Here is a 14214-nt window from a genome sequence, read left to right as displayed (position 1 = left end):
ATCGTGACCGCCCGGTCCCTCCTGGGGGGCGGCTGCGGTTGCGCGGGCTGCCGACGTGCTCCCGGTGTCCTCTCGGTGTCCTCCCGGGCACGGTCGGCGACGCGGCGCCGACCCCGGGCGGCGCGCGCACAAAACGCTGCACAAACGATTCGACTGGGCCGATGGAGCGGAATCGCTGCAGCGTGGAGACGTGACCCCACCCACGCGGACCCGTGTCGGCGTCCCCCTCCAGCGGGCGGCGCCGGCCGGCGCCGACCTGCCACGGCTCCTGGCCCGCTCGGCGCGCGGCGACGAGGCGGCGTTCGAGCAGCTGTACCGCGCGGTCGCCGGGCCGGTGTACGGAACCGCGCTGCGGACGCTGCGCGATCCGGCCCACGCCGAGGAGGTCGCCCAGGAGGTCCTGTTCGAAGTGTGGCGCACGGCCGCGGCCTACCGGCCCGAGCGCGGGTCGGTGCTGACGTGGGTGCTGACCATCGCGCACCACCGGGCCGTGGACCGCGCCCGCGCCGCCCGGGCGGCCACCGAGCGCGACCGGAGCCTCGCCCGCCGGGAGCCCACGGAGGCCGACCCGCCGGACGAACAGGCCGTCCGCTCGCTTGACCGGCTGCGGGTCCGGTCGGCACTCGCGGGTCTGAGCGGCGTCCAGCGCGAGGCGGTGGTGCTGGCCTACTTCGGCGGGTACTCGCAGCGCGAGATCGCGCACCGGCTGGAGGTGCCGCTGGGCACCGTCAAGACCCGGATCCGCGACGGTCTGACCCGGCTCCGGGCCGCGTTCGCACGGCCGGACCGGGGCGGAGCGCGCCCGGCGGGAGTGCCGGCCCAGCCGTCCCCCGGCACCGGCCGCCCGGGCCGGTCACCGGCCGGGAGCGGCCCGCGATCGCCGGAAGCGGGCCGCGGCGCCGCGCCGGCAGGGATCCGCCCGCGCCCGCCGGCGGGCCCGCCGGCTCCGGCCGCGCACAACGGTGCGGGAACGCTGCGCCGGGCGGCGGGGTGCCGTGCGGGAGAGCATGGAAGCGTCACTTCTGACGACGGGCCACCGTCGGTGGCCGTCGCCACCGGGCGTCCGCGGCCGCGTATACGGTTGACCACGCGAGCCCCTACGCGCACGCGAGCACCTACCCGATGCCCGGGGCGGCAGCGCTCCGACGCAGGCCCACGCACCGTCCCACCAGCGGGAGGACATCATGACTCTCGACCACCGCACCCCCGCGCACGAACGCCCCGTGCCCGCGAGCCCGCCCACCGAGACGCCCGAGTGCGAGTCGTCGACCTGCGCGGGCATCTCCACCCCGGAGTCGACCGAGCTGCACACGGCCTGGCCCGGCTGGATCCCCCTCCTGGTGATCACCGTGCTGGTGGTCTGCTGCGTCGGCTTCGCGGTGGGGAGGATCGGGGGATGGTGACCCTGCCCGTCGAGCACGGCGCCGGCCCGTGGGGCGGTGGCCGGGCGGGCCCACCGGACGCCCCCGAGGACGCGGGGCTGCCCACCGGCGGAGTCGCCCGCCGCCTCGGCGTGTCGCCGACCACGGTCCGCTCGTGGGAACGCCGCTACGGCATCGGCCCGGCCGACCGCGCGGCCGGGCGCCATCGCCGCTGGAGCCGGCAGGACATCGCGGTCCTGGAGGCCATGTGCCGCCTCACGGCCCGCGGAGTTCCGCCGGGCGAGGCGGCCCGGGCCGCCCTGGCCGAGCGCCGCGCCGAGCTCCACGACGCACCGCCACCCGCCGGCCGGCCGCCCGGAACGGAGCGGCCGGATGACATCCCGGCCCGCCGCGACCCGGGCGGCAGCCGTGCCCTGCGGGTCGGGACGGTACGCCCCGAGTGCCGCGGCCTGGCCCGGGCGGCGGTCCGGCTGGACGCACCCGAGGTCGCCGGGATCCTGCGCGACGCGGTCGTCGCACTGGGGGTGGTCGAGGCGTGGACGGAGGTCATGATGCCCGCCCTGCGGGCCGCGGGCCGCAAGTGGGCGGCCGACGGCGAGCAGTACGTCGAGGTCGAGCACCTGCTCTCCTGGCACGTCTCCAGCGTCCTGCGCGGCGTGGCCGTGGAGACCGGCCCGACCCGGCCGGTGCCGCCCGTCGTCCTCGCGGCGGTGCCCGGCGAGCAGCACACCCTCCCGCTGGAGGCGACGGCCGCGGCGCTCACCGAGCGCGGCCTGCCCTTCCGGATGCTGGGGGCGGCCGTCCCCTTCCGGGCCCTGCTCGACGCCGTCCACCGGATCGGCCCGGGCGCCGTGATGATCTGGTCCCAGGACCGGCACACCGCCGACCCCGAGCTGCTGCGCCGGGTGAGCGGCAGCATGTGGGGCCCGCGCGGCTCCCGCACCCGGGCCCTGGTGGTGGCCGCCGGCCCCGGCTGGGCCCGCGCCCTGCCCCCGGCCGGAGCCGCCTGCCCCCGCACCCTCGCGAGCGCCGTGGACCTCCTCGAACAGGCGCTCACGGGCTGACCTCCGCCGCCCGGCGGGCCGGTTCCCGGCCGCGCCGGGCCCCCGCCGGATCCGCGCCGGTCCCGCCCGGTGTGCCGGACGCCCGTCGGCCACGGTGTGCGGTGCGTACGAGCCCCGCCGCCCGACGCCGGGCCGCTCCACGAGCCGGGATCCACGAGCCGGGCCAATCCACGAGCCGGGCCAATCCGAGGACCGGGTCGGCTCCGAAGATCCGGTGCAACGACAAAGCGGGCCGCGCCGCGGCCCCGTCGGGAGGGGCTCTCGTGACCATGTTCGGCATCGTCTCCACCTCGCGGGCCCCCGCCCGCGGCGACGGCGGCGCGCGTCCGCGCCGGGTGGCCGTGGTGGGGTCCGGCGTGGCCGGACTCACCGCGGCGTACGAGCTGTCCCGCGCCGGGACGGAGGTCGAGCTGTTCGAGGCCGACGGGCGCCTCGGCGGCCACGCCCACACCCAGCGGGCGACCGCGCGGGACGGGCGGGTGCTGGCCCTGGACACCGGCTTCCTGGTCCACAACACCCGGACCTACCCCCACCTGCTGCGGCTCTTCGCCGAACTCGGGGTGCGCACCCAGGACACCGAGATGAGCATGTCCGTGCGCTGCGACGGGTGCGGTCTGGAGTACGCGGGCGCGCGCGGACCGGCCGGCCTGCTGGCCAGGCCCGACGCCCTGACGCGCGGCCGGTACCTGCGGATGCTCACCGAGGTGCCGCGCTTCCACCGGCGGGCCCGCCGCCTGCTCGCCGACCCGGCCGCCGGCGACCCCAGCCTGCGTGACTTCCTCACCGCCGAGGCCTTCTCCCCGTACTTCGTGAGCCACTTCATGACCCCGGTGGTCTCCGCGGTGTGGTCCTGCGCCCCCGACCTGGCGGGCGACTACCCGGCGCGGTACCTGTTCACGTTCCTCGACAACCACGGCCTGCTCGGGGTGACCGGCGCGCCGGCCTGGCGGACCGTCGTCGGCGGCTCCCGCACGTACGTGGAGAGGATCGCCGAGCGGCTCACCACCGTCCGCCGGTCCGCCCCGGTCCGGGCGGTGCGCCGGCACCCGGACGGGGTCAGCGTCGTCACCGCGGACGGACACCGGACCGAGGCCGACGCCGTCGTCGTCGCCACCCACGCCGACCAGGCGCTGCACCTGCTCGCCGATCCGACCGACGCGGAGCTGGAGATCCTCAGCGCCTTCACCTACTCGCGCAACCCGACCGTGCTGCACCGCGACCCCTCCGTGCTGCCCACCGCCCGGTGGGCCCGCGCCTCGTGGAACTACCGGATGCCCCACTGCACCGCCCCCTCGGACCGGGTACGGGTCAGCTACCACCTCAACCGGCTGCTGCGGCTGGACGCCGACGACGACTACCTGGTCACCCTCAACGAGGACCGGGACCAGCCCGTCCCGGAGCACCTGGTGGTCTCCCGCACCGTCTACGAGCACCCGGTCTACACCGCGGGCACCCTCGCCGCGCAGCGCCGGCTGCCCGAACTCGCCACGGCCCGCACCGCGTTCGCCGGCGCCTACCACGGCTGGGGCTTCCACGAGGACGGCTGCCGCTCCGGGGTCGAGGCGGCCCGGTCGCTGCTGGGGGTGGGCGCGCCGTGACCACCCCGCCCGGGCCCTGGGGCGCGGTCCTCTACGACACCCTCACCACCCATGTGCGCACAGATCCGCCCAGGCCGCCGTTCCGCCACCGCGGCTACCTGTGGCTGGTCGACCCGGACCGCCTCCCCCGGGTGCCGTGGCCGCTGCGTCCGCTGGCCTCCTTCCGCTCGCGGGACCATCGGATCGACCGGGGTACACGAGAGTTGACGATCCGTCAGGACATCGACCGGTACCTGGCCGAGCACGGCGTACGGCTCGGCGAGGGCCGGATCCTGATGCTCACCCAGGCGCGGTCGCTCGGGCACGTGTTCAACCCGCTGACCGTGTACTGGTGCCGCGACGGTGCGGGCCACCCGCTCTGCACGGTCGTCGAGGTCCACAACACCTACGGCGGCCGCCACCGCTACCTGCTGCCGCCCGATCCCGGCGGCCGTGCCGAGACCCCCAAGGACTTCTACGTCTCACCGTTCTTCCCGGTCGACGGACGCTACCGGATGGTGCTGCCGGAGCCGGGGGAGCGGCTGGCCCTGACCGTCCACCTGGACCGCGGCGGCGGCCGCGCCTTCACGGCCACCGTCCGCGGCACCGGCCGCCCGGCCGGCCCCGCCGCCCTGCTGCGTGCCGCGCTCGCCCACCCGCTCGCCACCTGGGCCGTCAGCCTCCACATCCGCTACCGGGGCGTCCGCCTCTGGCTGAGCGGCCTGCCCGTCCACCCCCGCCCGACCGCCGGCCCGGACCGGTGCGCAGAGCGGTCCACGCCCACGGAAGAGCCCACGGAAGAGGTGCCCGCCCCATGACGACCACGGTTCCCCCGACGGCGAGGCCGACGCCCGTCGTCGATCCCGCCCGCTGGCCGGACGTCGCCAGGGTGCCGCACGTGCCGCTGCGCGCGGCCGTCGCCGGACGCCTGCTGCGCCGGGTCGCCGCGCGGCGCGGCCTGCTCGTCGAACTCCCCGGCGGCCGGGCCCTGCGCCCCGCCCCGCCCGGCGCGCCGGTGCTGCGCCTGCACCACCCGCGGGCCTTCCTCCACCGCCTCGGCGAGAGCGGCCTGATCGGCTTCGGCGAGTCCTACCAGGCCGGCGACTGGGACAGCCCCGACCTGGTCGCCCTGCTCACCGCACTGGCCAGCGCCCCCGAGACCCTCGTCCCGGCCGGCGCGCGCTGGCTGCGCCGCTTCTACGTCCGGCGCCCGCCGGCGGCGGAACTGCCCACCGCGGCGAACGCCCGGAGCAACGTCCGCCGGCACTACGACCTGTCCAACGACCTGTTCGCCCTGTTCCTCGACCCGACGATGACCTACTCCTCGGCGCTCTTCGCCGCCGGACCGGACCGTCGGCCGACCGCCACCCGGGAGGAACTGTCCGCCGCCCAGCACCGCAAGATCGACCGGCTGCTCGACCTCGCGGACGTCGGCCCCGGTACCCGGCTGCTGGAGATCGGCACCGGCTGGGGCGAACTCGCCCTGCGTGCCGCCGCCCGGGGCGCCCGCGTCGTCAGCCTGACCCTCTCCGAGGAGCAACTCGCCCTCGCCCGGCGGCGGATCGCCGAGGCCGGACAGCAGGACCGGGCCGAGGTCCGGCTCTGCGACTACCGCACCGCGGAGGGCGAGTACGACGCCGTCGTCAGCGTCGAGATGATCGAGGCCGTCGGACGCCCGTTCTGGCCGGACTACTTCACCGTGCTCGACCGGGTCCTCGCCCCCGGCGGCCGGGTCGCCCTCCAGGCGATCACCATGCCGCACGACCGCATGCTCGCCGGCAGCCGCAGCCACACCTGGATCCTCAAGTACGTGTTCCCCGGCGGCCGGATCCCGTCCGTGCGGGCGATGACCGAGACCGCCGCCCGCCACACCCGGCTGCGGGTGACCGGCACCGACGCGTTCGGGCCGCACTACGCCGAGACCCTGCGGCTGTGGCGCGAGCGCTTCTGCGAACGGCCCGAGGAGGTCGAGTCCCTCGGCTTCGACGAGGTGTTCCGGCGGATGTGGGAGCTGTACCTCGCCTACTCCGAAGCCGGGTTCCGCACCGGGTACCTCGATGTCCACCAGCTGCTGCTGACCCGTGCGGAGGGGGCGACGTGAACACCGGAGCCTTCGTCCTCGGCCTCGCGGCGACCGCCGCCGCGGCCCTCGTCGTCCTGCTCGTCGCGTTCGCGGTGGGCGTGCGGACCGGCCGCCACCGGGGTGTGGACGTCGCCTGGGGCCTGGCGTTCGCCGCGGTGGCGCTCACCGGGTACGCGCTGTCGGCCGGGCACGGGGACGACGGCCGCCGGCTGCTCGCGACCGCGCTCGTCCTGGTGTGGGGCCTGCGCCTGTCCGCCCACCTCTGGTGGCGCGCCCGGGGAGCGCCCGAGGACCCCCGCTACGCCGCGATGCTCTCCCGCGCCCCCGAGGGCCCGGCCCGCACGCGGTACGCGCTGCGGATCGTCTACCTGCTCCAGGCCGCCCTGGTGTGGTTCGTCGCGCTACCGGTCCTGGCCGCCCAGTACACCGACCGGCCACCGGGCGCGCTCGCCTGGGCGGGCACCGCGCTCTGGGCGGTCGGCGTGTTCTTCGAGGCGGTCGGCGACCGGCAGCTCGCCCGGTTCAAGGCCGACCCCGGCAACCGGGGCGCGGTCATGGACCGCGGGCTCTGGCGCTACACCCGCCACCCGAACTACTTCGGCGACGCCTGCGTGTGGTGGGGCCTGTTCCTGCTCGCCGCCGACACGCCGGCCGGCGCGGCGTTCGTCCTCAGTCCGCTCCTGATGACCTACCTGCTGGCCTTCGGCAGCGGCAAGCCGATGCTGGAACGCCGGATGGGCGCGCACCGCCCCGGCTGGGCCGAGTACGCGGCCCGCACCAGCGGCTTCCTGCCCCTGCCGCCCCGCCGGACCCCGCGGGAACCCCGAACTCCCCGCACCCCCCAGCCCCCGTCGTCCCCGAGGTCCCCCCGATGACCGTCTCGATCGCCCTGTTCACCCAGGACCTGCGCCTGCACGACAACCCCGTGCTGCACGCCGCGCACACCGCGGCCGACCAGGTCGTCCCGCTGTTCGTGCTCGACCCCGCCGTCGCGGCCGCGCGGTTCGCCGCCCCCAACCGGCAGGCGTTCCTCGCCGACTGCCTCGCCGACCTCGACGCCTCCCTGCGCGCCGCCGGCTCCCGGCTCGTCCTGCGCACGGGCGACCCGGCCGAGCAGGCGGCCCGCGTGGCCGCCGAGACCGGGGCCGCCACCGTGCACGTCGCCGCGGGCGTGAGCGGCTTCGCGCACCGGCGCGAGGCACGGCTGCGCAAGCTCCTCGACGACCGCCTGCACGTCCACGACGCGTCCCTGACCGTCGTCCCGCCCGGCCGCGTCACCCCGGCCGGGCGCGACCACTACACGGTCTTCACCCCGTACCACCGCGCCTGGCTGGAGGCACCCCGGCGGACCGTGCTGGCCGCACCCCGCCGGCTCGCCACCCCGGAGCACGTCCGCGGCGAGGACCTCCCCGCCGCCCGTCCGAGCTCACCCGCCCTGCCGCCCGGCGGCGAGACGGCGGCCCGCCGGCGCCGGCGGGACTGGGACGTCGACGGCTACGCCGACCTGCACGACGACCTCGCCGCCGACGACACCTCCCGGCTCTCCCCGTACCTGCACTTCGGCTGCCTGTCCCCGACCGAACTCGCCACCGACGCCCTGCGGCACGACGGCCCCGGCGCACGGGCGTTCGTCCGGCAGCTCGCCTGGCGCGACTTCCACCACCAGGTGCTCGCCGCCCGCCCCGAGGCCGCGCACCGCGACTACCGCACCCGGGACGACCACTGGCACCACGACGAGCGCGAGGCCGAGGCGTGGCGCCGGGGCCGCACCGGCTACCCGATCATCGACGCCGGAATGCGCCAACTCGCCCACGAGGGCTGGATGCACAACCGCGCCCGCCTCCTGACGGCGAGCTTCCTCACCAAGAGCCTCTACCTCGACTGGCGCATCGGCGCCGCCCACTTCCTGTCCCTGCTCGTCGACGGCGACGTCGCCAACAACCAGCTCAACTGGCAGTGGGTCGCGGGCACCGGTACCGACACCCGCCCCAACCGGGTCCTCAACCCGCTGCGCCAGGCCGACCGTTACGACCCCGACGGCGACTACGTCCGCCGGTGGGTGCCCGAACTCGCCCACCTCCCCGGCCCGCTGGTCCACCGGCCTTGGCTCCTGGACGACGGATACCCGCCGCCGATCATCGAGCCGGAGGCCCTGACCGCGCGGTTCCGGCACGGGCGCTCCTGACCCCGGGCGCACGTGCCGGCCACGCCAACGGCGGTGGGTGGTGGGCCCGCCGGCCCACCACCCACCGCCGCGGTCCGGTCGCGCCCTACTCCTCGGTCGGCCCGAGGTCGGCGTGCTCGCGCAGCTCCACGGTGCGCGCGCGGTGGGCGGCGTGCAGTTCCAGCACGGTGATCTCGTTCGCCCCCGGGCGCAGGACGGGGCCGGGCACGAACAGCGAGCGCTGCGGCCCGCGCGACCAGTAACGGCCGAGGTGGAAGCCGTTGACCCAGACGTTGCCCTTCGTCCAGCCCGGCAGGTGGACGAAGGTGTCGCCGGCCTCGGCCAGCCGCACGGTGCCGCGGTGGAAGGCCGGACCGACCTGGGTGCCCGCGTCCTCGGTGAAGGGCAGCGCGTCGAGGCTGCTCAGCGGCAGCGGCCGGCTGGTCCAGCCGGCCGCCTCGGCGCCGTCCAGCAGCACCCGGCCCAGCAGGCCCTTGCGGTCGTGGATGCCCGGGCCGTAGTTGACCCGGCCCTGGTTCTCCACCAGCAGGCTCAGCACGGCGCCCGCGCGCGGCGCGGTGAACGCGATCGCCCGCTCGTGCCGCTCGCGCTCCAGCACCCCGACCGGCTGGCCGTCCACGAACACCTGGGCCCGGTCCCGCACCGTCTCCGCCTCCAGCAGGACCGGCCCCGCGGCGGGCAGGACGGTCTCGTAGAGGACGAAACCGAAGTCCTGGCCGAGCTGCTCCATGGTGAGCGGCCGTTCGGCCCGCACCGCCTCGCCCAGCGCCGGCAGGTTGGCGAACAGCGGTGCGCAGGAGGTCAGTTCGACGGTGAGGGGACCGATCTTCGGTGCCCGCGCGGGCACCGGCTCGGCCGGCACGGGGGCGTACTTGGCGATGACCTGGCGGAAGGCCTCGTACTTCTCGGTGGGGTCACCGGCCTCGTCCAGCGGGGCGTCGTAGTCGTAGGAGGTGACGGTGGGCCGGTAGGTGTGCTTGTCGTTGGCGCCGTTGGTGAACCCGAAGCTGGTGCCGCCGTGGAACATGTACAGGTTGACGGAGGCGCCGGTGGCCAGCACGGTGTCCAGCTCCTCGGCGGCCTGGGCGGGGTCGCGGACCACGTGGTGGCCGCCCCAGCGGTCGAACCAGCCGATCCAGAACTCGGTGCTCATCAACGGGCCGGTGCTCTGGTGGGCGCGCAGGGTGGCCAGGCCCTGCGCGGAGCGGCTGCCGAAGTTGGCCGTGGCCAGGGTCCCGGGCAGGGCGCCGCGGACGACGTCGCCGGGCTGGTCGCAGGTGAACAGCGGCACGTCGACGCCGCAGCGGCGCAGCGTGGCGGCGAGGTGCGCCAGGTGGGCGGTGTCGCCGTCGTAGGCGCCGAACTCGTTCTCGACCTGCACGGCCAGCACCGGGCCGCCGTTGGTCGACAGGTGCCGGCGCAGCGGCGTCAGCAGCCGCTCGAAGAAGTCCTCCACCGCGGCGAGGTAGCGCGGGTCCTGGCTGCGCAGCAGGATGTCGGGGTCGGCGAGGAGCCAGGACGGCAGCCCGCCGCCCTCCCACTCCGCGCAGATGTAGGGGCCGGGGCGGAGCAGGACGTGCAGCCCCTCGGCGGCGGCCAGGTCGAGGAAGGCCGGCAGGTCCAGCCCGGCGTCGAGGCGGAACTCGTCCGGGCGCGGCTGGTGGAGGTTCCAGGGGACGTAGGTCTCCACCGTGTTGAGGCCCATCAGGCGGGCCTTGCGCAGGCGGTCGGCCCAGTGGCCCGGGTGGACGCGGAAGTAGTGGAGGCCGCCGGAGATGATCCGCAGCGGCTGGCCGTCGAGGGTGAACCCCTCGTCGTGGATCTGCAGGACGGGCATGGTGTGCTGCTGCTCCTGGGAGAGGTGGGTGCGCGGACCGGTCGGCGAGGTCCGGTCGGCCGGTCCGGGCGGGTTCGTCACCGGCCGGCGCGGGCGCGGGCGGTGGACCGCCCGGGACGCCCGCGCCGGCGGCGGGTCACGGCGCGGTGACCTTGAAGCCCTGCTGGTTGCCGTAGTCGGTGATGCGCTTCTGCCAGGCGCTCAGGCCGGTGTTGATGTCGGTCGAGATGTTCGGGCCGACGGTGTCCTTGAAGACCGAGTTGGCGTACAGCTGGTAGGGCAGGTACTGCCAGCCCTTGGCGACGGCGGCGGAGGAGTCGGCGAAGACCTGGTTGGCCTTCTGGCCGCCGAGGCCCTGCACCGGCTGGTCGAGGAAGGCCGGGTCCTTGAGCAGCTCGTTGGTCGCCGGGAAGAGGCCGTTGGCGGAGAGCGAACGGACGGCCTGCGGATCGGAGTTCAGCCAGATCGCGAAGGCCGCGGCGGCGGCCTTGTTCTTGCTGCTGCTGGTCACCGCGACGGAGGAGCCGCCGTTCTCGGAGGAGACGTTCTCGCTCGCGCTCCACTGCGGGATGGGCGCGGCGCGCCAGTCGGCCGCGGTGTCCGGGATGGTGGAGGCGATGTTGCCGGGGGCCCAGGCGCCGATGATCCACATGGCGTACTGGCCGCTGCCCATCGACTGCCACCACTCGTTGGTCCACCCCGGGGCGGTGTCGACGAGCTTGCGGTTGATCAGGGAGGTCCACAGGTCGGCGGTCTTCTTGGCGCCGGCGTCCTGGAGCTTGACGGTGACCGAGGTGGAGTCGGTCTGCTGGAACGGGCGGCCGCCGGCCTGCCAGATCAGGCTGTCCACGCCGCCGGCGTCGCCGGGGTCGATTGAGGTGATGAACCGCTTCGGGTCGGACGCCTTGATCTTGACGGCCGCGGCCTCGAACTCGGCCCAGGTCTTGGGGGGGTCGATCTTCAGCTCGTCGAGGATCTTCTTGTTGTAGAACATCGCCATCGGGCCGGTGTCCTGCGGGATGGCGTAGACGCCGTCGGCGATGGCCACCTGAGACCAGGCGGAGGCCGCGAACTTGCTCTCCAGGGCGGCGGCGCCGTAGTCCTTGAGGTTCACCAGCCGCTTGGACAGGGCGAGTTCGGGCAGCGCGAAGTACTCGACCTGGGCGACGTCGGGGCCGCCGCTGCCGGCCTTCACGGCGGTCTGGAGCTTGGTGTACTCGGTCGCCGACTGGCCGGCGTTGACGATGTCGACCTTGATCTTCGGGTACTTCTGCTCGAAGAGCGCGACCGTCTTGTCCATGTTGGGGGCCCACGTCCAGAAAGTGAGCGTGGTGGGCGTGTCCAGGGCCTTCGCCGGGTCGGCGGGCGTGGCCTCGCCGCCGCCCGAGGAGCTGCAGGCGGTCAGGGTCAGGGCCAGCGCGGCGGCGGGCACGAGCGCGAGCAGTCTGCGGCGCGGGGTGGAGTGCGCAGGGGTCATGGCGGGTTTCCTTGCCGGGAGGTGGGGTGGGGTGGGCGGGGTGGGAGCGGGGGGCGTCATTCCTTGACGCTGCCGGCGGCCAGGCCGGACTGCCAGAACCGCTGGAGGAACAGGAAGGCGACGACGAGCGGGACGATCGCCAGCACGCTGCCGGTGATGACGAGCGGGTAGAAGCCGGTGGTGGTGGCACCGCTGCCGGCCGCGCCGGTCGCCAGCGAGTTCCACTGGTTGAGGCCGACGGTGAGGGGGAACCACTGCGGGTCGCTGAGCACGATCAGGGGCAGGAAGTAGTTGTTCCAGGTCGCCACGAGGGAGAACAGCAGCACCGTGACGAATCCGGGCGCGAGCAGGCGCAGCGAGATGGTGAAGAAGGTGCGCAGCTCGCCGGACCCGTCGATGCGGGCGGCCTCCAGCATCGAGTCCGGGACGGCGCCGAGGGCGTAGACCCGCATCAGGTAGACGCCGAACGGGCTGGCCAGGGAGGGCAGCAGGACGGCCCAGGGGGTGTCCACGATGCCGACCTTGCTGAACAGCAGGTAGGTCGGCACGGCCAGCGCGGTCCCGGGGATCGCGACGGCGCCCAGGACGATCGCGGCCAGCGCGGTGCGGCCCCGGAAGCGGTACTTGGCCAGGGCGTAGCCGGCCGCGGTGGAGATGAAGGCGGCTCCGCCCGCGCCCACGACGGCGTACAGCAGGGTGTTGGCGAACCAGCGCAGGTAGATGCCGTGGTCGTAGGTCAGGACGGCGTGGATGTTGTCGAAGAAGTGGAAGTCGCGGCCGAACCAGAGCCCGAACCCGGTGGTCAGCGAGCCGGTGTCCTTCGTGCTGGACATCAGCAGCCACAGCAGCGGCAGCAGGGCGTAGACCAGCATCAGGCCCATGGCCACGGTGAGCGCCGTGCTGGAACGCCTGCGCCCCCGCCCCGCCCGGCCGCTGGTGGTGTTCGCGCTCACAGGCTCTGTTCCTTTCGCATCGACCGGGCCTGCACGGCGTAGGCGACCACTGCGGTCACTCCGCCCAGGAGCACGGCGACGGCCGCCGAGTAGTTGAACTGCTGGCCGTTGAAGGCCAGGTTGTAGGCGTACATGTTGGGCGTGTAGCTGGTGGAGATGACGTCCGGGGCGAGGGACTGCAGGACGTTCGGCTCGTTGAAGAGCTGGAAGGTCCCGATGATCGAGAAGACGGTGGCCAGGGCCAGCGCGGGCCGCAGCGCGGGGAGTTTGATGCTCCAGGCCGTACGGATCGCGCCCGCGCCGTCGACCTCGGCGGCCTCGTAGAGCTCCTGCGGCACGGTCCGCAGGGCCGCGTACAGGATGAGCATGTTGTAGCCCACGTACTCCCAGGTCACGACGTTGCCGATGGAGGCGAGCATCCACGTGCCGCCGAGCAGGCGGGGCACGTCGGTGTGCAGGGCGTCGCCGATCTGGTGGATCAGCCCGAAGCGGTCGCCGTACAGGTAGCCCCACATCAGCGAGGCCACGACGGCCGGGACGGCGTACGGGACGAAGATGCCGATCCGGAACAGCCCTGGCCAGCGCAGCCGTCCGCTGTCGATGGCCAGCGCCGCCAGCAGGGCGAGCAGCAGCATTAGCGGGACCTGGACGACCAGGAAGAGGGTGACCCGCCACAGCCCGGTCCGGAAGAGCTCGTCCCCCAGGGCGCGGGTGTAGTTGTCGAACCCGACGAAGACGTTGCCGCCGACCAGCCGGTCCTGGAAGAAGCTCAGGTAGGCGGCGTAGCCCAGGGGGGCCGCGATGCCGATCACGAACACGATCAGGAACGGGGCGAAGAAGACATAGCCGAAGGACCCGTGACCGCGCCGGCTCGAACGCAGCTGTGGACGGGGCCGGCCCGGGGGCCGGACGACGGGGGCGGGTGGGGCGGGGAGTTGCGACGTGCTCACGGGGTGCCCTTCACGGCCGATGTTTACGCCAACATGAAGCTGGCGTTGAGTCTTGACCGCTGATGGCGGGGGAGTCAAGGGCCTGTCCCGGCGTGATGCGGCTTCGTGATGAACCGCCACCGGGCCTGCGGCGGCTGGTGCGTGCGGTCGGCCCGGGGGAGTCGACACCTGCCCGGTGGGCGGATGTCCACCCTGGTCAGGAGGGGTGCCGGTGGCCAGGGTGGCCGGTTCGCCGCCCCCTTCGGGGGTGCCTGTCGGAGGGCTGTCGGCCCACCGGATTCCGCCCCGGGGAGGTGTCGGCGCGGGGTGAAGAAGATTACGACCGCGTATCAGTCGGTTTACCAGCTTGACGCCCGCACGGGCGGCGAGTGTCATTGTTCCAACACGTTTGAACATGTTGAGTTCTGAGCGTTATTGCTGATATCGCCTCGCCGTCTTTGCCTGCTTTCCCGGTGGCGCCCCGTCGCGCCACCGCCGCTGCACCCGCTGGGCCGTTCGCGGCCCCGCCCCCTCCCCCCCCACACCACCGTGCGGGCACCGACCCGGTACCCGCGCTAAGGAGCGTCCCCATGTTCCGTCCCACCAGCCGGGCCGCCGGCGCCGCCGGTCTCCTCCTCACCCTGGGCCTGGCCACCGCCTGTTCGACCGGTCAGGAGTCCGTGAAGTCGGGCGACGCCTCGGTGGCGCCGGTCTCCGGGAAGATCTC

Annotated in this window: 11 protein-coding genes and 1 pseudogene; 8 read left to right on the top strand and 4 right to left on the bottom strand. The window is 74.5% G+C overall.

From position 1 onward, the window contains the following. Window positions 1-55: 55 nt before the first annotated feature. The 8 genes and pseudogenes from ACZ34W_RS26915 to ACZ34W_RS26880 form a co-directional block, all read left to right on the top strand. A pseudogene (locus tag ACZ34W_RS26915) lies at window positions 56-757 on the top strand (sigma-70 family RNA polymerase sigma factor); the annotation flags it as partial. 427 nt (window positions 758-1184) lie between these two features. Further along, window positions 1185-1403 carry a DUF6480 family protein gene (locus ACZ34W_RS26910; protein ID WP_329492387.1) on the top strand — a complete coding sequence of 73 codons (219 nt, stop codon included), beginning with the start codon at window positions 1185-1187 and terminating at the stop codon, window positions 1401-1403. Further along, window positions 1397-2446 (top strand): MerR family transcriptional regulator, encoded by a 1050-nt coding sequence (locus ACZ34W_RS26905; protein WP_465607837.1) that lies wholly within the window; start codon window positions 1397-1399, stop codon window positions 2444-2446. The genes ACZ34W_RS26910 and ACZ34W_RS26905 overlap by 7 nt, the downstream gene beginning before the upstream one ends. Window positions 2447-2715: 269 nt before the next feature. Next, on the top strand, window positions 2716-4044 hold the full coding sequence (locus ACZ34W_RS26900) for an NAD(P)/FAD-dependent oxidoreductase (protein ID WP_329492389.1): 1329 nt from the start codon (window positions 2716-2718) through the stop codon (window positions 4042-4044). Further along, window positions 4041-4841: a DUF1365 domain-containing protein gene (locus ACZ34W_RS26895; protein ID WP_465607710.1), complete on the top strand. Its 801-nt coding sequence runs from the start codon at window positions 4041-4043 to the stop codon at window positions 4839-4841. The genes ACZ34W_RS26900 and ACZ34W_RS26895 overlap by 4 nt, the downstream gene beginning before the upstream one ends. Further along, window positions 4838-6124: a class I SAM-dependent methyltransferase gene (locus ACZ34W_RS26890; protein ID WP_465607708.1), complete on the top strand. Its 1287-nt coding sequence runs from the start codon at window positions 4838-4840 to the stop codon at window positions 6122-6124. The genes ACZ34W_RS26895 and ACZ34W_RS26890 overlap by 4 nt, the downstream gene beginning before the upstream one ends. Then, window positions 6121-6981, top strand: a complete 861-nt coding sequence (locus ACZ34W_RS26885) for a DUF1295 domain-containing protein (RefSeq protein WP_329491599.1) — start codon at window positions 6121-6123, stop codon at window positions 6979-6981. The genes ACZ34W_RS26890 and ACZ34W_RS26885 overlap by 4 nt, the downstream gene beginning before the upstream one ends. Continuing rightward, window positions 6978-8291 (top strand): cryptochrome/photolyase family protein, encoded by a 1314-nt coding sequence (locus tag ACZ34W_RS26880; protein ID WP_465607706.1) that lies wholly within the window; start codon window positions 6978-6980, stop codon window positions 8289-8291. The genes ACZ34W_RS26885 and ACZ34W_RS26880 overlap by 4 nt, the downstream gene beginning before the upstream one ends. A gap of 85 nt (window positions 8292-8376) precedes the next feature. Here ACZ34W_RS26880 and ACZ34W_RS26875 read toward each other — a convergent pair whose 3' ends face one another. The 4 genes from ACZ34W_RS26875 to ACZ34W_RS26860 form a co-directional block, all read right to left on the bottom strand. After that, entirely contained in the window at window positions 8377-10128 is a 1752-nt protein-coding gene (locus ACZ34W_RS26875) for a glycoside hydrolase family 35 protein (RefSeq protein WP_465607835.1), read from the bottom strand. Window positions 10129-10264: 136 nt separating this feature from the next. Beyond that, entirely contained in the window at window positions 10265-11605 is a 1341-nt protein-coding gene (locus ACZ34W_RS26870) for an ABC transporter substrate-binding protein (RefSeq protein ID WP_465607704.1), read from the bottom strand. 56 nt (window positions 11606-11661) lie between these two features. Next, on the bottom strand, window positions 11662-12558 hold the full coding sequence (locus tag ACZ34W_RS26865) for a carbohydrate ABC transporter permease (RefSeq protein ID WP_329491603.1): 897 nt from the start codon (window positions 12556-12558) through the stop codon (window positions 11662-11664). After that, window positions 12555-13508, bottom strand: coding sequence for a carbohydrate ABC transporter permease (locus tag ACZ34W_RS26860; protein ID WP_396487148.1), 954 nt, complete (start codon window positions 13506-13508; stop codon window positions 12555-12557). Before ACZ34W_RS26860 ends, ACZ34W_RS26865 begins: the two co-directional genes overlap by 4 nt. Window positions 13509-14214: the final 706 nt, after the last annotated feature.

The organism is Kitasatospora sp. NPDC022856 (genome assembly GCF_055561235.1).
Note: the sequence above shows the minus strand (reverse complement) of the source record. Positions and strands in the feature narration are given on the sequence as shown.

Excerpts from the sequence above, each read along its gene's own strand:
- ACZ34W_RS26910 (WP_329492387.1), top strand. The coding sequence starts at position 1,185 with ATGACTCTCGACCACCGCACCCCCGCGCACGAACGCCCCGTGCCCGCG.
- ACZ34W_RS26905 (WP_465607837.1), top strand. The coding sequence starts at position 1,397 with ATGGTGACCCTGCCCGTCGAGCACGGCGCCGGCCCGTGGGGCGGTGGC.
- ACZ34W_RS26900 (WP_329492389.1), top strand. The coding sequence starts at position 2,716 with ATGTTCGGCATCGTCTCCACCTCGCGGGCCCCCGCCCGCGGCGACGGC.
- ACZ34W_RS26890 (WP_465607708.1), top strand. The coding sequence starts at position 4,838 with ATGACGACCACGGTTCCCCCGACGGCGAGGCCGACGCCCGTCGTCGAT.
- ACZ34W_RS26880 (WP_465607706.1), top strand. The coding sequence starts at position 6,978 with ATGACCGTCTCGATCGCCCTGTTCACCCAGGACCTGCGCCTGCACGAC.
- ACZ34W_RS26875 (WP_465607835.1), bottom strand. The coding sequence starts at position 10,128 with ATGCCCGTCCTGCAGATCCACGACGAGGGGTTCACCCTCGACGGCCAG.
- ACZ34W_RS26870 (WP_465607704.1), bottom strand. The coding sequence starts at position 11,605 with ATGACCCCTGCGCACTCCACCCCGCGCCGCAGACTGCTCGCGCTCGTG.